Here is a 19,425-nt window from a genome sequence, read left to right as displayed (position 1 = left end):
GGATGTGTCGGTGATCCCACCCCCTGACACCAAGGATCGATCAACGTCCTTGATTACGCCGTTCGCGTCATAAGCGTCACCGCGCCCGATCAGAAAGTCGGCGTAGTCGTCGCTTGCAACATGCGTGTCACCAGCCCTCCATGTGCCGCCGCCCGTCCCAGCGCGAACATTCCTCAGCAAGGTTACGGTTGTCGTCATCGCATTCTCCGTGTCAAAGAAGGCGGGCCGGCTCCAAAGAGCCGGCCCGCATGTGCCTGTTGATGTCGGAGATCAGTCGGTTGCCGCTGCTGCGCCGCTGTAGCGAGCACCCCAGAGGATGTAGCTGACGGTGCCGGTAGCGGCAGCCATCGAGGCGACGTCGACGCGGAAGCAGTCGAAGTTGCCGTCGACATCGAGCTGGTCGGTGTCGATCTCGATGATGTAGCGCAGGCGCTTGCTGTTGGTCGTGTCGGTCGTGAACGTGTTGTTCGAGACCGCCGTTTCGACCATGGTCTGGCTTGCGGCAACGTCGATGTTCGCGAGCATGCGCGTGAATGCCAGTGCCTTCTCGCCGGTGCCAGCAACCGCGGTGGCCTGCTTGAGCGTCACGACGCCGCCGGTCACAGTGGTGGCGTTCGTCACGTCGATGACGACGCAGACCTTGGCGTAGTTCTTGAGCGACACATAGGCGCCGTCGCCGACCGTCGTGGCCAGCGCGCCGATGGCGGTGGCCTGGATGAATGCGGCCTGCTCAGACAGCCGCGCGTTCAGGGTGAGGGACATGATGGAGTCCTTTCTTCAAGATGGGTTGCGAGTGGGCCGACCGCAGGCCGGGCCCGTCTCAGTCAGATCAGCGCGCTTCCAGCGTCACGAAGTGGGACAGCGTGTTGCCGCCGTTCTTGCGTGCGATGGGGGCCGAAAGCCACGGCTGGCCGCCGGCGCGCAGGGTCCAACGGAATGCCGTGACGCCCTGGTCGAAGAACAGGTGCATCGACACGTCCGACTTCAGGCCGCCCTTGTACGGAGCGAAGAAGCCAGGCAGGTAGGCGAGGATGATGTCGCCCTTGTCGCCCAGGGCTTGGCAGGCCTCGGTGACCACCACCGGGCGGCCCAGCAGGGTGCCGTAGGGGCTTGCCGACAGGCCGCCAGGCGGCAGGTAGGAAGGCATGCCGCCAACCGCGGTGCCGGTGGCCGTCTTGACCACGGAGCCGAGCTGCATCAGCTGGGGCTCGACATCCTGGTTGACCAGCCACACCGAGCGGCTGCGCGCGGCGGCCGGCATGCGAGACCACATCTTGACGATGTTGTCGGCGTGCACGGTGTCAGCCGTCTGCGAGGTTTCCTTGCCGACGGTGATCAGGGCCGGGCTGTTCAGGATGCCCAGGATCTGGCCGGCACCGGTGCCGTTGACGATGTAGTCGTTCAGCTTGAACTGGAACGCCTCGCCTGCCTTGGTCGTCAGGTAGGACGACAGCATGGGCGCGTCGGCCAGCAGCTCGTCGGTCATCGGCACGAACGCATAGGTCTCGTGCAGCTTGACCGTCATGTCGCCCAGCACCGGCTTGGACTGCGTCATCGCCTGCGCTTCGGTGCGGGTGTAGACGCGCACGCCGCTGGTGGACCAGGGCGTGGTTTCGTCCTTCACCAGCGTCACGCTGTTGCTGTTGGTCGGCGTGGTATCGCAGCGGTTGAACAGCGAGTCTTCGCTGAGCATGCCCAGGCGGATGACTTCGTTGCGGTAGTCCGTCGGGACAGCGAAGCCGCCATCGGAGCCGGCGCCTTCCGAGCCGTAGGTCGTCAGCGCAGCCTGCAGGCGGCCGTCCATGCTGGTGGGATTCAGCGAGGCGGCACGCACGGCCATGGCCCAGTGGCCCATGGTCTGGAAACCGCCGTTGCCGCGGGCTGCGGCGCGCGTGGCGGGAGTGTTGAGGTGCGTGGTCTGGATGACCGGCTGACGGGCGCCGGCCTGCGGGCGCTGCTCGTCTTGTGGGGCCGGCTCGCCGGAGTTGGCGGGGGTCACGCGGGCCTGCGGCTGGCGCTGGCGCGCCTCCTGACGTGCCACGCTGGCGCGCAACTGGATGTCGGTCTCCAACTGCTCGACGGCCGCGGTGTTGTCGCCGATCTCGCCGCGCTCCTGCTGGCTGAGTTCGCGGCCCTCGGTGTCGGCCTGGGCCAAGATGGCGTTCGAACGCTGGATCAGGTCTTCCTGACGCGTCCGGTAGCCGACGGTGATCGGGTCTTCGTCGTCAGCACGCATGCCGACCGATGCGACCATGGCGAGCACAGCCGCCCGCCGCGAATTCCACACATGACGGTGGTGGTTGATGCTACGCATAGCGTTTTGCCTTTCAGAAATGAAAAAGGCCCACCGAAATGGGCCGATTTGGAAGAGCCTCGCGGCTCGGAGAACGCGGCAGGGCGAGGCGCCCCAACCCGCGAGGTCAGGGTGTGGGGGGGGTGATGTGGCGGGCGCGGGCGCGCTCGGTCAGCGCGGCGAGCTGGGCGCGGATGTCGGCGTTTGCCGGGTGCGGCTCAGCGTCGGCTCGGGTCATGGCGGCCTGCTGGATAGCGGCCGGAACGTGGCGGAAGGCAAAGCGATCCGGCACGAGGCGCGCGGCCATGCGCAGGTTCTCGGTCACCGAGTCGGCGAACTTCTCGGCGGTGGCCTGGCTTGCATCGAACCAGGTCTCTTCGTCCATCCAGGCCTTGACCTTCGCCAGGTCGGCCCCGGTGCGGGCGACGTAGATGTCGGCCAGGGTCTTGCTGGTGGCGCGCAGGCGCGCGCTCATTTCGTCCATGGCGTGGTAGTCGCCGGCCGCCATGCTCCAGGCGTTGTGGATCATGAGCCAGCCAGATTCGCCGATGCGGATCTCGTTGCCAGCCATGGCGATCACCGAGGCGATGGACGCCGCGATGCCGTCGACGTGCGTGATGATCTTGGCCTTGTGGCGGACCAGCTGGTTGTAGATGGCCAGGCCTTCGAAAACGTCACCGCCGTAGCTGTTGATGCGCACGTCGATGGTCGTGACGTCGCCGAGCGCCTTCAGCTCCAAGGCGAACTGCTTGGCGCTGACGCCGCCGAACCAGCCCTCGCCGACATCCTCATAGATCAGGATCTCGGCGGTCTTGTTGGCCTTGGCCTTGATGCTGAAGCCGGCACCCATCTCAGTCGCCTGCCTTCTTGTTGGCGGCAGTCTTGCGGGCAGGCGCAGGCGCGGAGGCCGGGGCCGGGGCCGAAGCGTCAGCATCCTTGGCGGGCGCAGGCTCCGCGTCGACCTGCACGGCAGGCAGTTCCAAGCGGCTCACGGTCGCGACGCCGTCGACTTCGATGATGCGGAAAGCGAAGCCTTCGGGCGTCGGCGTCACGAAGGTGCGCAGCATCTCGGCGCTGAACTTCACGCCATCGAACTCGACGACCTCGCGGTCTTCGTCAACGCGCAGCAGCGATGCGAGGGGGCCGAGCGCGCTGGCCTGGGCGAGCGACTGCCAGCCGACCGGGCTTGCATAGGCCGGCGAAGCGTCGGGGCCGTAGGCCTGGTGCCACTCGGCCAGCAGAGCCGCGCACTCGGCGCCGGACAGCGCACGAGGGCCGAACAGGAAGGCCACGTTGTGGCCGCGGACGTGGCGGTGCGAGACTTCGCAATCAGCGAGCTTCATGAGAGTTTCCTTCAATGCAGCAGCGCGCGCTGAGCCTGACGGCGGGCGCGCTGCACGGGTGATTCGTCTTCCGGCTCGGGCGCCGGTCCTGCTGCTTGCTGCAGCCCAACTGCCTTGAGGGTGGTCATGTTTCCCTCGACGATGTACTTGTCGCCGTCCTGGCCGATCTCGTCCATGTCCTCAAGCCGGCGCCACTCGTTGGCGTTGATGACGCCGTTGCGGCGCATGACCTGCAGGCCTTCCTGACGGCTCTTGAAGTCGCCGCGCAGCAAGCCCTTGAGGTCCATCTTGGTATAGAAGGCTTGACGGTTCTGGCCGAAGAACTTGTAGTCGGCCTCGTCTTCGAAGCGCTTGCACCAGGGCGCAATGGAATCGACGACGACCTCGATGCTCTGATGCTCGATGTTGCTGAAGGTCGCGCGCAGCATGTGCATGACCTTGTGCGGCGGCACGCCGAACCAGCGGCAGATCTGCTCGACCTGGTGCTGCATGGTCTCGGTGAACTGGGCGTCGTCCGGGGCGACGCCAGACTTCTCGTACTTCATGCCGGCGTCGACGATCATGGTCTTGTTGCCCTTGCGAGGGCCGCCATGCTTTTCCTTCAGCTCAGCGTCGAGCGCTTCCTTGCCGCCGAGGGACATCTTGCCGGGCACGGAAAGGAAGCCGCTGATGTTGGCGCCGTTGCCGAAGAATGAGGCGCCAAACAACTCGGTGGCGTTGGCCCAGCCGATGGACTCGGCCGCGTAGGTGATGACGTCCAGGCCGACGGCGCCCTCACCAAAGCCGCGGACGTGGTAAACATCCTCGGCACGCAGAAAGCTCTTCTCGCCGTCGCTGCCGGCCACGCCGTAGACCAGATCGCCAGCCTCGTCGCGCTCGAAAGTGACGCGGGACGGGTGGATGGGCCACAGGGCAACAGGCACGCCGCGGCGGTCGCGCTGAATCTCGGCGACGCCATTGCCATAACGGGCGGCCCATCCGACCAGCGTCTCACGGAACGCGAACGAGCTCATCTCGCGATTCGGGCGCGTCTTGATCAGGTACTCGACCGGATGCATGGGCGCGCGCTTGGCGCCGGTCTCGGTCTCCTGCATGACGCGCCAGGGCAATTGCCCCACGGTGCGGCTCAGGTAGTTGATGCAGGCCCAGACGGTGGCGTTCTTCAGCGCGGTGTCGTGGGTGATGACCTCGCCGGCCACGGTCATTGGCGACTGGTGCACTCGCACCACGTCCGTGCCGTGGCCATAGCTCTGCCGGCCCGGCATCACCCAGGCCTTGAGTCGGGACAGGAAGTTCATGCCGGTTGGGCGGCGAGCTCGCGCTGGCGGGCGATGTCGTCGTAAACGGAGCCGGTGTTCGCCTGCGGGTTGCGGCTCATCAGCTCGACAGCGTTGAACAACGCCATCAGCGGGTCGATCTTGCCGCGACCGGAGACTGCTTTTTCGATCATCACGGCGTTTCCCTTCGGTGTCGTCTTGGCGTTGCCGACGCAATAGGCCATCAGCGGCTGCCCGCCGTGCCACAGCTCGCCGCCGGCCAGGCGCCGCTCGGTGGTCTGGATCGCGGTCATCAAGCGCCAGCCTTGGCTGATGCTGACGATCTGGTCTTCCTGGATTCCGACTTCCATCAGCGCATCCAGCGTGTCGCCCAGGCCTGAAGGGTCAACCCCGATGCAGGCCTTCTTGCCTTCTTCACGGTCCAGCAAGCCGGACTCGTTCACCATGGCGACGATGTCGGCGACCTGCTCGATGTCGTCCCGCACGCGCGACACGATGACCATGTCGCCGTCTTTCTCGAAGTCGCGGAACTTGGACGCCTCGCTTTGGCGCCGCTCCAGCACGGAGGGATGCGCCCAGGCCTTCGTCCACGCCAGCCAGCGGCCGGTTTCTGTCTCGCGGCCGAGCACGCACAGCCCGAAAAGGTCTTCAAGGCCGCCGCCGTCAATGCCGATGGTGGCCAGTTCGCTGCGAGCGATCAGCTCTTCAAGCGTCAGGCACGGAAGCGCCTGCTGCATCCAGAAATCGGCACCAGCCCAGCGCCCGGCACGCAGGCCCAGGCCGATCTCGACGTTGAGATGCTTGGCCAGAAACTGCTGAAACGCGCCGTCTAGCTTGGCCCGGTTCTTCTTGAGCTGGTCTTCCAGCCACTCTGAGCTGACCGACCGCCCCACATTCGGGTTCGTGACGTAGAAGTTCGCCGGGTTCTCGTAGGCCTTCGAGGCGATCATCGCCGCGGGGTACTCATACAGGATGCCCAGCGACTTGCGGTCCTCGATCTTGCCGTCCCGCACATCGCGGTAATAGCCCAGCTTCTCCTTGAACACCCCGGCCGGCGGCTCGTCGCTTTGGGTGGACAGGTAGATGACCCAGCCCTCTTCGCGCGACACCTGGCCGCCCAGGGCCTCCATGAACATCGCCTCGGCGTTGGCGCGCTTGCCGAACAGCCAGTGCTCGTCGACCAGCACGCGACCGGCCTTCTTGCCTGAAACCGTGTCCGTGTCTGCGGCCACCACCTTGAGCGACGACCGCGTGACACGGTGGGTGATCGTGCGGATGTGGTCCTGAATGTGGAACATGGCCAGCAGCTCGTCGTCGGCGCGCACCATGGCAGCGGCAGGCTTGAACGAGTTGTCGGCGACTTCCTTGGTCGGCGCCAGGATCAGGTGCTCTTCTTCCTCGCGCCAGCACATGACCAGCGCGGTCAGCATGATCCCGGCCGCGATGGTCGACTTCGTGTTCTTCTTGCTGATCAGCAGGAAATACTCGCGGATCAGCTGCTTTCCGGTCTCGCCCTCGTAGGCGCCAAAGATGGCCGCGACGAAGTCAAAGACCCATTGCTCGCTGCACTCGCCGAATGTCGGCTTTCCGGGCAGGTCAACCACCCGGAGCTGCCTGAAGATGGCCAGCGCCGCCTCAGCTTGGTCCGGGAAGATCGGCGGCGGGATGATCGACTCTCGATCAATCAGCCTGCGCTCCCAGTCGAGGCAGGCTGTGCTCCATTCCATGGTCAGACCTTCTTGCCGCCGGCCGCAGCCAGCCTAGGCGGGGCAGCCTGGGCGAACCGAGGCGAGCCCTTGCGCGCAACCTCGGCCGCAGCCTCTTTCTTGCCGGCCTCGCCCTTCTTGGCGTGGCAGTAGGGCGCCGCGATGCTGGCTGCCTGAATGCGGGTCTTCTCTTCCGCAAGAGGATTCCGGACCACGGTAAGCAGGTACGCCAGCGGCGTCAGCTCCGACAGATCTTCAGCAGGCTGCTGCGGCTGCTCGGCAGTCCCGAACGGCCAGGATGCCGGCGCGTCGGCCGATTTCTTGCCGTCTGGCGAGTAGCCGGCCGCCTTCTTTGGCGCGGCCTTCTTCGCTGCGGCGCCCGGGGCTTTTGGCTTCCGGCCAGCCCCGGGCCGGGCTCCACCTCTGGGCATGATTGAATTCCTTTGAATAACTCAAACCCGCCCGAGGCTATTCAATCGGGCGATATTTTCTGTACGTGAGGGACTGAGTGGTCGGGCAAGCCGGCCAACCCAGGTCTTGCACCCCCCCCTACCCATCGGGCCGCGCCAGGACGCCCCGCCGCCGCACCAGGACGCGCCAGGCTCAACGATCAGGCATCGCCTCGTCCCACACCAGCCCGCGCGACTCGGCCGCCGTCTTGGCGCTGTGGCACGACCCTGGTCCATCGCAGATGGTCTGCAGGTTGGAGTCGTGGTCGCTGCCGCCCCTGGCTTTGTTGACGATGTGGTCAACCGTCCTGCAGTCGGGGGTGATGTGGCCGCGGCGGAGGCAGGGCTGGCACAGGCCAGCGTCCCTGGCGAGGATGCGCAGGCGGCGCTTGTTCCATGCCCAGTCGTAGCCGCGGGCGGCGCTGCTCTGGCGAGCCTCGCTGGCCCAGCCTGAGCTGGACTTGTGCAGCGGCTGGATGCGAGGGGATAGCTTCTTGAGCTTCACGGGTTGCGGCTCCATCGGTCTACCCCGGAGGGCTGGAGCCTGCCGGTGCTGCCCCGCCAGTTTCTTGAGCGCCGGGCAGCGCAGCGCCGGAGTTACCGCCCCGTATTGGCGCCCAGGGCGGCCCCTTTTGGCTGAGGGGAATGAACAGGCGCTGTGATCAGTTCAGGCGACCGTGGCAGTGAAAGGCGCACGGAATGCCGAGGTCCAGGATCGGCCAGACGGCGACGAAGCGCAGGCGCTGGGTGACGAAGCTGTCATCAACGATGCGCAGCGGTTCGACAGTGACCTCTACTTCGCCGGCCTCGGTGTCAATGGCGACCACCTTGTTAATCCGCTCCCTGGTGTCCAGGTTGCAAACCGTGGCGCCCGGCTGGACGTTGCGGTAGTCGTAGAGCATGGCGGCCAGTGTTGAAGAGGGTGTTGCTATGCGGTGCTGTTCAGTGCCGACCCTTGGACGCACAGCAATCGGGGCCGGTCTCATGTTTCACCATCAGCGGTGCAGGGAGTTCACCCCCATGCATGGCGCCTGTTGGCCACCGGCGGGAACCCCCACCAGTCAAGCGCCATGCATGGGGGCGCCGGTCTTTCCCGGCCGTCAATCTGGGTTCTTCTCCACTCGGCGCGCATGGGGTCACACGGTTTCCCGCCCCCTGCCCTTTCCACCAGATTCCGAGTCTGCCCTGGTTGCGGAGGGTGGAATCGAACCACCTACCTTCGGGTTATGAGCCCGTCGCGCTACCGATGCGCTACACCGCAGTTGTTCTTGCCGGTCTTCCCCGGCTGCCACCCGCTTACTCTGTGCGGGGCCATTTCGGCAGGGCTTGGCCCAAGCTATGACGCTCTGAGGCTACTTGGCACGGTATGGCGGGAGGCGTTCAGGCGCGCCCGGTGAGCGCCCGCCTTGATCCCTAGGTGTCCGGTCCTGCCGATCATCCTGGCCGCGCCCGCAGGTCAGCAGCGGCTCAGTTCCAACGCCCGGCGATAAACCCGGGCAGCCTCAGCAGTGAGCCGAGGACTTCAAACCCAGCGGCGCGAACGCTCTGGGTGGACTCTGAAACGACAAACCCGCCTCAGTGGGCGGGTTCGGTAGGGGCGAGCGTTTCCATCGACTTGTCGCAGGGCTAGCCTGCTTAGGCGGATTGCGCCGGATGGAGAGCCGAGGCTCAGAAGATCGTGCCGTGTGGCGGCGGTCGTCGTCTCGCGGTGGTTGCGGCGCGGATCATACCGCTGCTAGGGGTTGCGTCAAGCCGGGAGTTCCACCTCTTCGCCCAGCTTGGCGGTGACGAAGGCGCGCATGGCGGCGATTAGGGGCGTCTCGCCGTCACCGGACGCTACATACGAGGTCACCTCGTCGGACATGAACTCCGCACCGACGTAGGCAATGGTTCGTCCAGCCGCTACATGCAGGGTGATGCGCTCGCGCTCAATGAGCGGGCCTCCCTGCGACCATCTTGTTGATGGACAGAACGAAACGAACACGTCCATTTCACCGCCACTCTCCCCGAAAGAAGGCGGTGGATCGCTGTACAAGGGCACTGATGCGACGACCTCGCAACTGCCATCGCGCAAGCGATACGGCCAGCCGTTTGAGTGGGCCACAGCCGCATCCAGCAGCGTGCCGGTCAGTTCGGATACCTTGTGCTTTGTCATGGCGACATTCTCACGCCGGCAACCACTGCTTCACGACCCAGCCGATGGCCAGGAACAGTAGTGGCACAACGAATGAGGACGCCATCGCGGCACCAGGGCTGCTGTCTTCTTCCTTCACGGGCTTCCAGCGAGCCAAGAGGAAGCGACCCGCAAGCGTCAAGCCGATGGCCTGGGCCACGCTCAGCGCCGGCAAAGCGAAGGCCGTGACGATGAACCATGCCCACAAGATGCTGAAGACGTAGCCGCCCCAGATGTAGCCGATGACGGCCGCGGCGATCAGCCCGAGCGTCGCGTAGACGGCCTTCATTCCTTCACTCATGGTCTTCCTTTCGTTCGCCCTCTTGGCGCGGTTGGTGATGGGTCACAGGGAATCCCTGCTGATGGTCGTCGGCCGCGTGTACCGTTCCCCGCGCATGGTGCCCACGGCCTCGATGAGTTCCAGGGTCTCGGAATCGCTCAGCGCCAGCTCGGCCAGCGCTTCCGATTCGGTGTTCGCGGCAACGGTTGCGGTGAGGCCGAAGCCGCCAGCCGTTTTCCAGCGGGCGAAGTAGAGGTTCATCGTGCGAACGTCGACGCGGCGGACCTCGGCGTCCACGAACTCCAGCGCCGCCGGCCGCACCACTCGATAACCCACGATGTCGCCGCTTGAGCCGACATGAGGCCAGCCGCAGCTGCCCGCAGTGACGTTGCGCACCACCTCGCCATCCCAGCACACGAAGTCAATGATGTCTTCCGCGTTTGCTGGCGACTCGCCCGTCGGGCCGCTCCATCGAGTCCACGATCCAGGAAGGAAGATCGTCACCGATCCTCCTGCGTTCATCTTCGCGAGCTGCTCGGCGGTTGGCTGCCACGTCAGGGCAGCACTGCCCTTGCCTGCCCCGTTGCCGGGGGACGCCTGAAAGTCATCGAGAAAAAGCAGGGTTCGCTTGTTGCTGGGGTGTTGGGTGGGTCTCATCCTTGCGGCCCCTTGAAGACGTGCATGCGGCCAGCGACGTCGGTCACCAGGATCTCGTCAGAGTCCAGCACCGGGTGCGGCGCCATCACGGCGTATTCCTGATCCGACTCAAAGAACTTGTACCGAAGCTCGCGCATCTCGACCTCGCGGCGCTCCTTGCGCCCATCGGCCTCGAACTCGAAGTAGGACGCCTCGCCGTTGTTGACCAGCTTTGCTTCGCTCATCCTTGCCTCGTCTTCCGTTGAACAGTCTTCATGGAGCCGGCGCAGCGGCTGTCCATGACGTTGAGCAAGAACAGGCCGAACAGCCGCTCCGCTTCGTTGGCGCCCAGCCGCCCATCGCGCCGGCTGCCAGAGCCGCCACACTTGCCCTTGCCCATGCACATCAGGCGTGGGCTGCCGTAGCCGCCGGTAAAGCCCACGCCGTTGCAGTGGTGGCAGACCTTGTCGAGCCACACGTCCAGCACCTGGCCGACCAGCTTGCCGAGGGCGGCCTCGTTGGACTCGCAGGCCTTGTGCGGCGCCTGTCGGTGGGCGAAGAGGAACAGGGCCTGCTTGGCGGGCTCAAGGCTGCGGAGGCCGGTGAGGATCAGCAGGCGGGCCGTCAGCAGCTCGGCGCTGGCGTCCCGGTCGAAGGCGGCGGCGTCGAAGGGCTTGCTCGGCGTGGCGGCCTTCACCGCGGCGGCGCGGGCCTCCTGCAGGCGCTTGGCGTTGCGCTGGGTGAGCGCCACCTCGCCAGCGGCCGCGTCCCACTCCCCGCGCAGCCGGGTCAGCAGAATCCCCATCGTCTCGGCCAGGCCGGCGGCAATGATCGTCTCGACGTCGCCCTGGCCTTCGTCGGTGCGGCGCATTTCCAGGTGGCTGGACTGCGCGGCGCGGTGGTACTTCTCTTCGACCTTGCTCACAGCTTCACGTCCTCCAGGCAAAGCCGCAGCGCCTCGTCGAAGGCGAAGCCCTCCTGGCGCAGAGCGAGATAACGCGCGCGGGCCATCTTGGCTTTGAAGGCCAGGATGTCGAGCTGCATGGGCCAGTTCTCGCGCATGGCTCGCAGGTGCGCGGCCACAAGCACGCGGCTCTTTTCTTGCTGGTCGTCAGGGGCCATTGCATGTCTCCGGTTGGGGTGTTTGGGTGGTCAACGGCTGGACTTCTTCAGCGCGGCCAGCTTGGCGCGGCTCTCGTCGCGGATCTGGCGGAGCTGGTCGCGCTGCCACTTGATGGGCTTGTTGTCGGCGTAGAGCTCCGCGGCCACCTCGGGGCCAAGTAGGCGGTCGGCGGCCTCGCGCATCTGCCAGTCCTTCGTGGCGCCGACGGCGTTGCATGGCTTGCACTGGCCGTGGACGTTGCGCTCGTCGAAGCGGAGGTTGTCGGCGTTGCTGCGCGAGCGGATGTGGCCAGCATCGAAGCCACCGCCAACGCCGCCCAGCACCAGCGTGCGGCCGCAGACAAAGCAGGCCTTGCCGGCATCGCGGGCGCGGACCCAGTCATTGAAGGCCTTCTGCGCCTCTTTCTTCAGCTCGGGCACGCGCTTGAGCTTCTCCAGCGCTGCCTTGGTCTGCTTGATGTCTTCCTTGTGGGCAGCCTTGGCCTTGCTGGTGGCCAGCCACTTGCCGACCGGCACGGCGCAGTCCAGGCAGGCGAGCTGGCCGTGGCGCAGCGGGCGGAAGCTGGCGCCGCAGCCGCCCTTCTTGACTGGGCACTTCCGCATCTTGAGCAGCGGCACCTCGGCCTTGGCCGGCGCCGTGGCGCGCAGCGGGGAGCGGGACATGGGAGCGCGGGGCTTCTGGGTGAAGCACTTGCCGCGGGGCATAGGCTTGGAGCGCGTCAGCATTCCGCCGCCGCGTTGTCGTAGGCTTCTACACCCAGCAGGCCGCGGGCGATCTCCAGGCGGTGCTCTGCGCGCGTCACGCTGTCACCGCCTCTCCACGCGCCACCGGCGCCGGCAGCTGGGCCGGCTTGGTCTTGCGCTGTGGCGGCCGGTACCGAACCGCTTCGCGTTCGTCAAAGATGAAGACGAACTCGACACCCCACGCGGTGGCGGCGTGGGCGAGCACAGCGTCTATGAACTCGGATCGGCTCTTGCCGGTCAGGTCCTTGAGGCTCTTTGGCAGCTTGCGGGGCACCTCGCGCTTCGACGGCCGCCAGGCGCCTGTCTTCCTGTCGCGCACAAAGGGCGCCTGCACCATCTCGAACTTGTCGGGCATGAACAAGTCCTTCAGGTGGATCTTCCACATCTCGCGGGTGTACTGAACGCCGTTGACCCGAACCTGTTCGCTGATCTGCTGCAGGATCGGCCCGTGGATGAAGCGCATTTGCCGCAGGGTCAGCGTGTCGGCCTCTTCGTCAAGCACGACGTGAGGCCGCTGGCCAGCTTCGAGCATGGCCTCACCGGCCCGGAAAATCGCAGTTGCCGCAGCGCGCCAGGACTCAGGCGTGCTGGCGGTGCGTTCCATGAGCGCGTTCATGCTGGTGTCCTTTCCGCCTCGCTGGCGCGCACGACAGCCTCGTGAGTGACGCCGCGCAGCTTCAGCAGCGCGCGGTATTCCTTGTCCTGCTTGCCGGCCTGGCGGCACCGAAAGAACAGCGGGCCGCCCGCGATGTCGCGCGCTTGGCACGCGGCGCAGTTGGCTCGGTAGACGTAATGCGGGCCCTGGGCCGCAGCGGTGCAATCGGGGCAGGTCATGACAGCCCCAGCACTCGGCCAGCGTCCCTGCGGCGCTTGCACTCGTCCAGCGCGGCGCACATGACGGCCTCGGTGCAATCCGGGTCGGCGATCTGCGCGTCATGAAGGTCGAGCAGGTCCTGCAGGTGCCGCAGTTCGGGCCCGGTCAAGCCGAAGCGCCCGGTCCGCTGCTCGCGACGCATCATGTTGATGATGGCGTCCTGGGCGGCGTGGACGGTCGGCAGCTGGTCAATGCCCAGGCCCGCCTCGACCAGCATCAGCGCGATGTTGGCGGCCAGGGCTAGGGTGTTGGCGTCCTCGGCATTGCCGGTGCCCTGGGATATGGCGTTCAGGGCGCCGTGATACGCGATGGCCAGGTCGCGCGCCTGGTCGGCTGAGACCGGCTGGATTGCGCGCTGGGCCCTTCTGATCGCAAAGCCCACAGCGTCCACACTGTCGGCGCGCTTCGGCTTCGGCGGCCGGCGCGAGGCCTTCTCCATCGCGCGGCGCTGGGCGCGGTTGAGGGCGATGGTCTCTGGTGTGCTCATGCCGCCACCGCCTCTGCCCACTTGCGGCAGCCACCGGATGACACCACGCGGGGCGCGTTATCGACGTCGTACCGACCAGGCGGCGTCGGGGCGCGCGTGATCTTGGCTTGGCTTAGGTCGAGCTCGCCGTCCAGGTGCGCCGGGCCGCGGCTATTCGGCCCTGCCGCGACCGTCGTCCCCTTCTTCATCGGCGTCTCGGCCACTGCCTTCGTTTCGACCTTCAGGCGGCGAACAGTCTTGTTCACCTCGACCTTGGCGCGGTCCTTCTTGGCCTCCCGAGCCTCCTGGTTCAACCGAGCGCGCTGCTGGCGCTGCTCAGCTTCGGCCAGCGCAAGACAGAGCTTGTCTCGGCGTGCAATGGCCGCTGCAATCGCGTTGGCTTCGCGCTGCTCCCTGGCTTCCGCGCGCGCCGCTGAGCGCTTGGCCACCTCGGCGCTGCGATTGCGCAGGTACTTCTTCTGAGCCCGCTCGACATCCCGCGCCTTCTTGCGCGCGGCCATCTCAACGTCGTACACGGCCCGGAAAGCGTCGCGGTCAGCAGCGGTCGGAAAGAAGACCATTTCGGGGACCTTGATGACCGACGACACCCGAGCGCGCGTCGAGAAGGCAGCACCAGCGGCCACCGCGGCATGCAGGATCTTGACCATGCGCGAAGTAGCGTTGACGGCCAGCGCAGCGCCGATCTCAGCCTGCGTGATGCCGTGCGGCCGCAGTACGGCCCGGACTTGCTCGACGCGGGCAGCAATGGAAAAACGAACGCGTGTCATATCGGCTGACTCCATCTGCGCAGCGCCATCGCGGCCGCGAGGGCACAGGCGCTCTTTGGGTTGTTGATCTGGGCTCGCTGCGTGGAAGTGACCGCAGCGGTCGCGCTTCTCGCACCAGCCGCCCATGCATGCGGTGTTCGTCATGCAGTTGCTCCTTCGTTGACGGGACGGCCCAGCTTCTTCATTGCCTCGATGCGGGCAAGGTCGGCTGCGGCTTTGGCCACGGGGTCAGCGAGTCGGGCCGCTTCGGCTGCCTGCTGGGCCTTGGTGATGTCGGCGGCATTGCTCGCTACGGTGACCGGTGGCGGGGCGTCCTTGCGCTCGCCCTTCAGGCGCTGGCAGGTGGCCTTGAGGTATTCCTTGGCGTCGGCCGGTGTCGCCGTGACGGCTGCCCGCACTGCGGCGATGACGATGTCGTCCCCGTAGTCGGTGACCAGCTTCCCGACGAATGACCCGCACTGCGCCACCGGCAGGCCCTGCTCAGCGAGCAGCGACTTGCCGGCACGCCAAAGCTCAGCCTTCGTGAGTTCAGACGGGGACTTGTCCACAGGCGGCTCGCCGCCCGTTCCGGTAGGAACGGAATCTTTATCTCCCTGTCCCTGTCCCTCTCCCTGTCTCTTGGAGTTCGTTTCCCCGCCTTGTCCCTTGCTCGGGTCCGTTTTGTCCCCAGGGACAAAGAGCGGTTGTCCTTGGGGACAGCCTGCGGCAAACCACTCTTCAAAGGTGGGCTTGTGAACGTTTGCTCCCTCGTGGCGGTCGTTGTGCTTCTTGATACGCGCGCACTCGGTGCCCCAGCGCTGCTTCAGCTTCGCCTGCCACGCCTCGCGAGCCTTCTCGGCCACGACAGGGTGATACAGGCGGCCATCGGCGCATTCGATCCAGCCTCGCATGGCGCCTGGGCGCACGCCGGTCCAGGCCTTGTCGATCTTGCCCCGCAGCGCGTAGCCGGCGGTCTTGGCAATCCACTTGTCATCCTTCGGCATCGAAGCGGCTGGCACCTGGTGCCATGAGGCCGCCCACAGCAACACGGCTGCCCAGCAGGCCTCGGGCGTCTCGTTCGAGGCCAACTCGGAGTCGCGCAGGCGCGCCACGTCCAGCGGCATGAAGGCGAAGTCCGTCAGGTCGCAGTTGGCAGGAGTCAATGGCTCGGTCAAGAGCAGCGCTCCCAGATGTGCCCGCCGCTGGTCCCGTTCCCGTGCTTGCGCAAGCAGGCACCGGCGATGCGGATCAGCCCGCGGTCCTTCATCGTCTTGTAGACGTTCCCCATGGCGCGACCGTCCTTGAACGGGATGCCACAGGACCGGACGTAGTCGGTCAGGTCCTCCGCGCTGGCCTTGCCCGCCTGCAAGCGCTCCAGGACGGCCGCCTCGGCACGCGAGCGGAAGTCGGTGACGTCGCGCTCGGCGCGCGCGGTGGCCAGCTGCTGAGCCACATGACCCACGGCCTTAGCGGTGGCGAGGTCCGGCGGGCGGAGGTCTAGGGTGCTCTGTTCCATGCCAGCCTCAGAAGATGATGGGAGGGCCGAGGTCGTCAGCCGGCGCCGGCGCGGCGGGCTTCTCAGCCAGACCCTCAGGCAGCGTCGCGCCCCAGTTGCCCAGTTCGAAGTGACGCGCTGGGTCAGGTGTTGCCGGTGCCGGTACCGGCGCAGGTGCCGGCCGTGCCGGGATGACCAGCGGCGCGTCGGTGGGCTCGGTGGGCGCGCGCATCAGGCCGCCTCCAGCTCGAAAGCGTCGAACAGGCTGGGCATCGAGATCTCGCGCTCGGCCGCACGCAGGTAATGCACCTGGTCGGTGAAGTAGTTCGGGTTGAGCTCGCTGCCGCCGCCGGTGCGGCCCTTCAGGATTGCCCGGTAGGGCACGGTGCCAAGGCCGCAGAATGGGTCATAGACGCGCTCGCCCTTGTTGCTGTAGCGCTCGATGAGCCGGTCGACGATGTCGAACTGGAGCGGGCAGACGTGCTTCTCGACTGCGCGCCGGCTCTGCTCACTGTTGAGCGTCAGCATGCGCGTCACGTCATGCCACACGTCCGGGTGCCACGACCCCGGGGCCAGGCTCATGAAGGTCGACGGCAGCGCGCCGCGCAGCTCCAGCGCGTGCCCGATCTGGACATGGGCCTCGAAGTCGTAGACCTTGGTCAGGCTGTAGTCCGTGAACAGCTTCGCCAGCTTGTCCGGGCCGAGGCTGGCCAGCTCGTCGACGGTCAGCAGGCGGTTGCCGCTGGAACGCCAGTAGGCATGCGCATCGACCTGCCAGCGTGCGAGGCTGTAGTCCTCGATGCGCTTGCTGATTCGGCTGTCGGCGTAGCCCTTGGAGCGGTCGGTCTGCGGCTTGTGGAACAGCAGGATGTACTCAGGCGAGCCGCAGCCCATCTTGGAGCCGTCCTTGCGCATCTCCGTGTAGCCGAGGCGGTAGGTCTGGTTGTTCTCGCGCACCACGTCCGTGACGACGGTGATCATCCCGAGGTAATCGAAGCCATGGCCGGGCAAGCCCATCGAGCGAATGCCGGCGTAGTGCGCCAGCGTCTCGGCGTGAAACGGGCTGACGGTGGGCAGGCCCTTGCCGGTCACGTTGCCGAAGTCGATGCGGTCCTTGACGTGGATCGCAGCGATGCGGCCGGGCTTCAGGATGCGCAGCAGCTCGGGCGTGAGGAAGTCCATCTGCGCCCAGAACTGCGCGTTGTCCTCGGTGTGGCCGAAGTCGTTGTAGCTGGGGCTGTACTCGTAATGGTTGGCGAACGGGATGCTCGTGACGATCAGGTCGACCGAGTTGTCGGGCTGGGCCTTGGCCTCCTCGACGCAGTCGTTGTTCGCCACGGTGAAGCGGTCGCCGCTGACGACGACGCGCTCGACGCCCAGGCTGCGCGCCAGCGTCTCCTGCATGGCCAGCTGGCTCAGCCCGAACTTGCGGATGATCTCGGTCATGGTCGTCTGGGTCTCGTCGTGTTGAGCCCACTTCGCCAGCAGCTCGCGCAGGACTTCGCGCTCTGCCTCGGTGTGGACGATGTCGATGCGTACCGGGTGGGCCTGGCCGAAGCGCTGGACCCGGTGCACGGACTGAATGAAGTCGTTGAACTTGAAGCCGATGCCGGCGAAGACCTCGCGGTGGCAATGGCGCTGGAAGTTGCAGCCGCTGCCGGCGATGACCGGCTTGGTGGACAGGACGCGGAACTTGCCGTCGCCGAAGTCGGCAATACGGTCCTCGCGCTCGGTCAGGTCCTGGTTGCCCCACACGCTGACGGCCTCGGGGATAGCCGCCTGCAGGGCGTGGCGCTCGGCCTCCAGGTCGTGCCACACAACGAAGTGGTCAGCAGGATCAGCGGCCAGGATCTCGGCCACCTTGGCGACGCGCGCCGGCATGCTGTCGCGCTTCTCGGCCGCCGCGGCGCTCAGGCCTAGGGCCGGGTCTGTGAACATCAGAGCCTGGCCGTCGCGCTCCTCGCCGGCCTTGCTGTAGTCGCTCGGCACCTCGTGGTACCGGACATCGAGCTCGGGCAGGACATATCCGTCATCGCTGTGGCCCAGGTCGCTCGGGCGCTGGATGAAGACGGCCCAGCTCGCGACCCACAACCAGAACTCCTGCTCCTTGTGCGGATAGAGGGTCAGGTTGCCGGCCTTCTCGCTGTCGCGCTGGAAGAACCGCGTCAGCGCCTGGCCCGTGTCCATCACGCCGAGGTAACCCGCGTAGTGAATCAGCTCCTTGAAGCGGTTCGGGCTCGGCGTGGCCGTGGCCACGAACTTGAACTCGACCGGCTGGAAGGCGGGCAGGAACTCCTGATAGGTCTTGCTGCCGTAGCTGCGCAAGACGCTCGCTTCGTCCAGGTTGCTGGCCAGCCAGCGCGACGGGTTGACGTTGCCCTCGCGCACCGCTTCGTAGTTCGTCAGGTAGATCGTGCGGTCGTCGTCTATCTGGCTGTCGCGGTTCACGAAGCGCACGTCCAGCGCGAACTCGCCGGTGAAGTGCTGCGCGGCCTGGTCGATGAACTCGCGGCGCACGCCCAGCGGGCAGACGATGGCGCGTACGCCGGCGCGGCGCTTGCCGATCAGCCGCATGATCTCCAGCGCCGTCACGGTCTTGTGCAGGCCGAAGCTGGCGAAGATGGCGCGTTGGCCGCCCAACAGCGCCCAGCGCACGATGTCGGCCGTGTGCGGCTTCAGCTTGGGGTTCAGCTCGGCCGGGTCGACCTCGAAGCCCTTGAACTGGGCGAGCTTGATCTTCTGGCGGAGGAACGCCGTGTAGTCGCTCACGCTCCGCACTCCATCGCCGCCGTGTGATTCGATTCGCGCGCCCAGATGACGCCTTCCACTGTTTCCGGCGTCTGGCCGGTGATGCCGGCGACGTGAAGGACTGCGTCGTCGTGGGTCATCTCCTTGCTGGCGTCTGCGTAGAGGGTGGCGACGGTGTTTCTTGAGACAATCAGTTCAGGCATTTCGATCCCCTAGGTTTTGACTTGCTCAGAAGGCCCAGCACGTTCCCGCGCGCTTGGGTCTTCGCTCTTTCAGGCCGCTCGGCCCTGAAGCTCACGCAGGCGCTGGGTCAACTCGGCGACCTCGGCCGCCCGGCGGTCGCGCAGCACCACGTCGCACCCCATCTGCTCTGCCAGCCACTGCAGCGGCGCGAGGCTCTTGGTGCCGCGCATGAACTTGACGAGGCGCGGGCCATGCAGGCCGGCCGTCCCCTTCAACACCTTGCACATGTAGCTGTGCGAGATGCCCACGTAGTCGGCGACTTCGAAGTCATCGCTGCCGCTGCGCTGCACGGCGTAGCGCATGGCGCCCACGCTGGTCGTGACGCTGATGAACGACAGGTCGGCCGCCACCGGCGCGCAGGAAGGAACCTCGCCGATGAGGGCGAGATCACCCTGATCTGTCGAATCCTTTCCAGGTCTGTCTCGATCTTTCCATTGGCTGCGGACAAAACTTCGATCCATGGTTTGCATAGCGACTCCCATCGCAGTTGAAGAAAACGCACTCAGGTGGGCGCCCGTATCCGCTTGCCCCTTGACGGGGGAGTCGGCCTTCGCAGGGCCTACGGGCAGGCGCCCACCAGAAAACGCTGAGGAAGAACTGATGCCGAAGAACGACCCGCACAAACTGGCCAAGCGCTCCCTGCGCGCCGTCCTGTCCCGCTGCGTCAACGACCTGATCGACGACCTCGAACGCGGCGGCCGGGCACACATGGCCTTGCCTTGCATGAAGGTCGAAGGACGGGCCCAGGTGGACCTCGCCGGCAAGCTGCGCGAGCAGGCAAGGAAGGCGGGGCTGTGCGCGAAGTGACC

The 19,425-nt window shown here is 66.3% G+C and carries 27 protein-coding genes and 1 tRNA gene; 1 reads left to right on the top strand and 27 read right to left on the bottom strand.

What is annotated here, in order from left to right; translation table 11 throughout:
- Positions 1–270 precede the first annotated feature (270 nt).
- The 27 genes from ACT6S0_RS04875 to ACT6S0_RS04745 form a co-directional block, all read right to left on the bottom strand.
- Positions 271–762, bottom strand: a complete 492-nt coding sequence (locus tag ACT6S0_RS04875; RefSeq protein ID WP_444762769.1) for a hypothetical protein — start codon at positions 760–762, stop codon at positions 271–273.
- A gap of 67 nt (positions 763–829) precedes the next feature.
- Positions 830–2,314, bottom strand: coding sequence for a phage major capsid protein (locus ACT6S0_RS04870; protein WP_444762768.1), 1,485 nt, complete (start codon positions 2,312–2,314; stop codon positions 830–832).
- Between the two features lie 106 nt (positions 2,315–2,420).
- On the bottom strand, positions 2,421–3,143 hold the full coding sequence (locus tag ACT6S0_RS04865) for a head maturation protease, ClpP-related (protein ID WP_444762767.1): 723 nt from the start codon (positions 3,141–3,143) through the stop codon (positions 2,421–2,423).
- Position 3,144: 1 nt separating this feature from the next.
- Positions 3,145–3,636 carry a hypothetical protein gene (locus tag ACT6S0_RS04860; RefSeq protein ID WP_444762766.1) on the bottom strand — a complete coding sequence of 164 codons (492 nt, stop codon included), beginning with the start codon at positions 3,634–3,636 and terminating at the stop codon, positions 3,145–3,147.
- Positions 3,637–3,647: 11 nt separating this feature from the next.
- Positions 3,648–4,934, bottom strand: a complete 1,287-nt coding sequence (locus ACT6S0_RS04855; RefSeq protein WP_444762765.1) for a phage portal protein — start codon at positions 4,932–4,934, stop codon at positions 3,648–3,650.
- Positions 4,931–6,640 (bottom strand): terminase large subunit, encoded by a 1,710-nt coding sequence (locus tag ACT6S0_RS04850; RefSeq protein WP_444762764.1) that lies wholly within the window; start codon positions 6,638–6,640, stop codon positions 4,931–4,933. Before ACT6S0_RS04850 ends, ACT6S0_RS04855 begins: the two co-directional genes overlap by 4 nt.
- Before the next feature lie 2 nt (positions 6,641–6,642).
- Positions 6,643–7,050, bottom strand: coding sequence for a hypothetical protein (locus tag ACT6S0_RS04845; protein WP_444762763.1), 408 nt, complete (start codon positions 7,048–7,050; stop codon positions 6,643–6,645).
- A 172-nt stretch (positions 7,051–7,222) separates the two neighbouring features.
- On the bottom strand, positions 7,223–7,573 hold the full coding sequence (locus ACT6S0_RS04840) for an HNH endonuclease (RefSeq protein WP_444762762.1): 351 nt from the start codon (positions 7,571–7,573) through the stop codon (positions 7,223–7,225).
- A gap of 157 nt (positions 7,574–7,730) precedes the next feature.
- The gene (locus ACT6S0_RS04835) at positions 7,731–7,970 is read right to left on the bottom strand and encodes a hypothetical protein (RefSeq protein ID WP_444762761.1); all 240 of its coding nucleotides are present in this window, start codon (positions 7,968–7,970) and stop codon (positions 7,731–7,733) included.
- A 284-nt stretch (positions 7,971–8,254) separates the two neighbouring features.
- Positions 8,255–8,329 (bottom strand) — tRNA-Met (locus tag ACT6S0_RS04830).
- Positions 8,330–8,815: 486 nt separating this feature from the next.
- Positions 8,816–9,223, bottom strand: a complete 408-nt coding sequence (locus ACT6S0_RS04825; RefSeq protein ID WP_444762760.1) for a phage protein NinX family protein — start codon at positions 9,221–9,223, stop codon at positions 8,816–8,818.
- Positions 9,224–9,233: 10 nt separating this feature from the next.
- On the bottom strand, positions 9,234–9,542 hold the full coding sequence (locus tag ACT6S0_RS04820) for a hypothetical protein (protein ID WP_444762759.1): 309 nt from the start codon (positions 9,540–9,542) through the stop codon (positions 9,234–9,236).
- A 42-nt stretch (positions 9,543–9,584) separates the two neighbouring features.
- The gene (locus ACT6S0_RS04815; RefSeq protein WP_444762758.1) at positions 9,585–10,178 is read right to left on the bottom strand and encodes a hypothetical protein; all 594 of its coding nucleotides are present in this window, start codon (positions 10,176–10,178) and stop codon (positions 9,585–9,587) included.
- Positions 10,175–10,402 (bottom strand): hypothetical protein, encoded by a 228-nt coding sequence (locus ACT6S0_RS04810; protein WP_444762757.1) that lies wholly within the window; start codon positions 10,400–10,402, stop codon positions 10,175–10,177. Before ACT6S0_RS04810 ends, ACT6S0_RS04815 begins: the two co-directional genes overlap by 4 nt.
- Complete coding sequence (locus tag ACT6S0_RS04805) at positions 10,399–11,082, bottom strand: hypothetical protein (protein ID WP_444762756.1); 684 nt, start codon at positions 11,080–11,082, stop codon at positions 10,399–10,401. The genes ACT6S0_RS04810 and ACT6S0_RS04805 overlap by 4 nt, the downstream gene beginning before the upstream one ends.
- The gene (locus tag ACT6S0_RS04800; RefSeq protein ID WP_444762755.1) at positions 11,079–11,279 is read right to left on the bottom strand and encodes a hypothetical protein; all 201 of its coding nucleotides are present in this window, start codon (positions 11,277–11,279) and stop codon (positions 11,079–11,081) included. Before ACT6S0_RS04800 ends, ACT6S0_RS04805 begins: the two co-directional genes overlap by 4 nt.
- Positions 11,280–11,309: 30 nt before the next feature.
- Positions 11,310–11,942, bottom strand: coding sequence for a recombination protein NinG (locus ACT6S0_RS04795; RefSeq protein ID WP_444762754.1), 633 nt, complete (start codon positions 11,940–11,942; stop codon positions 11,310–11,312).
- A gap of 136 nt (positions 11,943–12,078) precedes the next feature.
- Complete coding sequence (locus ACT6S0_RS04790) at positions 12,079–12,639, bottom strand: hypothetical protein (protein WP_444762753.1); 561 nt, start codon at positions 12,637–12,639, stop codon at positions 12,079–12,081.
- Positions 12,636–12,857 carry a hypothetical protein gene (locus ACT6S0_RS04785; protein WP_444762752.1) on the bottom strand — a complete coding sequence of 74 codons (222 nt, stop codon included), beginning with the start codon at positions 12,855–12,857 and terminating at the stop codon, positions 12,636–12,638. Before ACT6S0_RS04785 ends, ACT6S0_RS04790 begins: the two co-directional genes overlap by 4 nt.
- Positions 12,854–13,384, bottom strand: coding sequence for a hypothetical protein (locus tag ACT6S0_RS04780; RefSeq protein ID WP_444762751.1), 531 nt, complete (start codon positions 13,382–13,384; stop codon positions 12,854–12,856). The genes ACT6S0_RS04785 and ACT6S0_RS04780 overlap by 4 nt, the downstream gene beginning before the upstream one ends.
- The gene (locus ACT6S0_RS04775; protein WP_444762750.1) at positions 13,381–14,295 is read right to left on the bottom strand and encodes a hypothetical protein; all 915 of its coding nucleotides are present in this window, start codon (positions 14,293–14,295) and stop codon (positions 13,381–13,383) included. Before ACT6S0_RS04775 ends, ACT6S0_RS04780 begins: the two co-directional genes overlap by 4 nt.
- The gene (locus tag ACT6S0_RS04770; RefSeq protein ID WP_444762749.1) at positions 14,292–15,305 is read right to left on the bottom strand and encodes a DUF1376 domain-containing protein; all 1,014 of its coding nucleotides are present in this window, start codon (positions 15,303–15,305) and stop codon (positions 14,292–14,294) included. Before ACT6S0_RS04770 ends, ACT6S0_RS04775 begins: the two co-directional genes overlap by 4 nt.
- Positions 15,302–15,646: a hypothetical protein gene (locus tag ACT6S0_RS04765; RefSeq protein WP_444762748.1), complete on the bottom strand. Its 345-nt coding sequence runs from the start codon at positions 15,644–15,646 to the stop codon at positions 15,302–15,304. Before ACT6S0_RS04765 ends, ACT6S0_RS04770 begins: the two co-directional genes overlap by 4 nt.
- Before the next feature lie 7 nt (positions 15,647–15,653).
- Positions 15,654–15,857 (bottom strand): hypothetical protein, encoded by a 204-nt coding sequence (locus ACT6S0_RS04760; protein WP_444762747.1) that lies wholly within the window; start codon positions 15,855–15,857, stop codon positions 15,654–15,656.
- A complete protein-coding gene (locus tag ACT6S0_RS04755; protein ID WP_444762746.1) occupies positions 15,857–18,394 on the bottom strand; it encodes a DNA methyltransferase in 2,538 nt (845 codons plus the stop codon). The genes ACT6S0_RS04760 and ACT6S0_RS04755 overlap by 1 nt, the downstream gene beginning before the upstream one ends.
- Complete coding sequence (locus ACT6S0_RS04750; RefSeq protein ID WP_444762745.1) at positions 18,391–18,576, bottom strand: hypothetical protein; 186 nt, start codon at positions 18,574–18,576, stop codon at positions 18,391–18,393. Before ACT6S0_RS04750 ends, ACT6S0_RS04755 begins: the two co-directional genes overlap by 4 nt.
- Before the next feature lie 69 nt (positions 18,577–18,645).
- Positions 18,646–18,966 carry a hypothetical protein gene (locus ACT6S0_RS04745; protein WP_444762744.1) on the bottom strand — a complete coding sequence of 107 codons (321 nt, stop codon included), beginning with the start codon at positions 18,964–18,966 and terminating at the stop codon, positions 18,646–18,648.
- A 250-nt stretch (positions 18,967–19,216) separates the two neighbouring features.
- Between ACT6S0_RS04745 and ACT6S0_RS04740 the strand changes: the two genes are divergently transcribed.
- Positions 19,217–19,423 carry a hypothetical protein gene (locus tag ACT6S0_RS04740; RefSeq protein WP_444762743.1) on the top strand — a complete coding sequence of 69 codons (207 nt, stop codon included), beginning with the start codon at positions 19,217–19,219 and terminating at the stop codon, positions 19,421–19,423.
- Positions 19,424–19,425 lie beyond the last annotated feature (2 nt).

The sequence above is a fragment of the Roseateles sp. genome, assembly GCF_052436255.1.
In the GTDB taxonomy this organism is placed as follows: Bacteria; Pseudomonadota; Gammaproteobacteria; order Burkholderiales; family Burkholderiaceae_C; genus Pelomonas.
The sequence above is the reverse complement of the archived record's forward strand: the minus strand, read 5'-3'. Positions and strand labels throughout refer to the sequence as shown.

What these genes read in the sequence shown, in the direction of transcription:
- ACT6S0_RS04875 (WP_444762769.1), bottom strand. Translation starts at nt 762, where the DNA reads ATGTCCCTCACCCTGAACGCGCGGCTGTCTGAGCAGGCCGCATTCATC.
- ACT6S0_RS04870 (WP_444762768.1), bottom strand. Translation starts at nt 2,314, where the DNA reads ATGCGTAGCATCAACCACCACCGTCATGTGTGGAATTCGCGGCGGGCG.
- ACT6S0_RS04865 (WP_444762767.1), bottom strand. Translation starts at nt 3,143, where the DNA reads ATGGGTGCCGGCTTCAGCATCAAGGCCAAGGCCAACAAGACCGCCGAG.
- ACT6S0_RS04860 (WP_444762766.1), bottom strand. Translation starts at nt 3,636, where the DNA reads ATGAAGCTCGCTGATTGCGAAGTCTCGCACCGCCACGTCCGCGGCCAC.
- ACT6S0_RS04855 (WP_444762765.1), bottom strand. Translation starts at nt 4,934, where the DNA reads ATGAACTTCCTGTCCCGACTCAAGGCCTGGGTGATGCCGGGCCGGCAG.
- ACT6S0_RS04850 (WP_444762764.1), bottom strand. Translation starts at nt 6,640, where the DNA reads ATGGAATGGAGCACAGCCTGCCTCGACTGGGAGCGCAGGCTGATTGAT.
- ACT6S0_RS04845 (WP_444762763.1), bottom strand. Translation starts at nt 7,050, where the DNA reads ATGCCCAGAGGTGGAGCCCGGCCCGGGGCTGGCCGGAAGCCAAAAGCC.
- ACT6S0_RS04835 (WP_444762761.1), bottom strand. Translation starts at nt 7,970, where the DNA reads ATGCTCTACGACTACCGCAACGTCCAGCCGGGCGCCACGGTTTGCAAC.
- ACT6S0_RS04825 (WP_444762760.1), bottom strand. Translation starts at nt 9,223, where the DNA reads ATGACAAAGCACAAGGTATCCGAACTGACCGGCACGCTGCTGGATGCG.
- ACT6S0_RS04820 (WP_444762759.1), bottom strand. Translation starts at nt 9,542, where the DNA reads ATGAGTGAAGGAATGAAGGCCGTCTACGCGACGCTCGGGCTGATCGCC.
- ACT6S0_RS04815 (WP_444762758.1), bottom strand. Translation starts at nt 10,178, where the DNA reads ATGAGACCCACCCAACACCCCAGCAACAAGCGAACCCTGCTTTTTCTC.
- ACT6S0_RS04810 (WP_444762757.1), bottom strand. Translation starts at nt 10,402, where the DNA reads ATGAGCGAAGCAAAGCTGGTCAACAACGGCGAGGCGTCCTACTTCGAG.
- ACT6S0_RS04800 (WP_444762755.1), bottom strand. Translation starts at nt 11,279, where the DNA reads ATGGCCCCTGACGACCAGCAAGAAAAGAGCCGCGTGCTTGTGGCCGCG.
- ACT6S0_RS04795 (WP_444762754.1), bottom strand. Translation starts at nt 11,942, where the DNA reads ATGTCCCGCTCCCCGCTGCGCGCCACGGCGCCGGCCAAGGCCGAGGTG.
- ACT6S0_RS04790 (WP_444762753.1), bottom strand. Translation starts at nt 12,639, where the DNA reads ATGAACGCGCTCATGGAACGCACCGCCAGCACGCCTGAGTCCTGGCGC.
- ACT6S0_RS04785 (WP_444762752.1), bottom strand. Translation starts at nt 12,857, where the DNA reads ATGACCTGCCCCGATTGCACCGCTGCGGCCCAGGGCCCGCATTACGTC.
- ACT6S0_RS04780 (WP_444762751.1), bottom strand. Translation starts at nt 13,384, where the DNA reads ATGAGCACACCAGAGACCATCGCCCTCAACCGCGCCCAGCGCCGCGCG.
- ACT6S0_RS04775 (WP_444762750.1), bottom strand. Translation starts at nt 14,295, where the DNA reads ATGACGAACACCGCATGCATGGGCGGCTGGTGCGAGAAGCGCGACCGC.
- ACT6S0_RS04765 (WP_444762748.1), bottom strand. Translation starts at nt 15,646, where the DNA reads ATGGAACAGAGCACCCTAGACCTCCGCCCGCCGGACCTCGCCACCGCT.
- ACT6S0_RS04760 (WP_444762747.1), bottom strand. Translation starts at nt 15,857, where the DNA reads ATGCGCGCGCCCACCGAGCCCACCGACGCGCCGCTGGTCATCCCGGCA.
- ACT6S0_RS04750 (WP_444762745.1), bottom strand. Translation starts at nt 18,576, where the DNA reads ATGCCTGAACTGATTGTCTCAAGAAACACCGTCGCCACCCTCTACGCA.
- ACT6S0_RS04740 (WP_444762743.1), top strand. Translation starts at nt 19,217, where the DNA reads ATGCCGAAGAACGACCCGCACAAACTGGCCAAGCGCTCCCTGCGCGCC.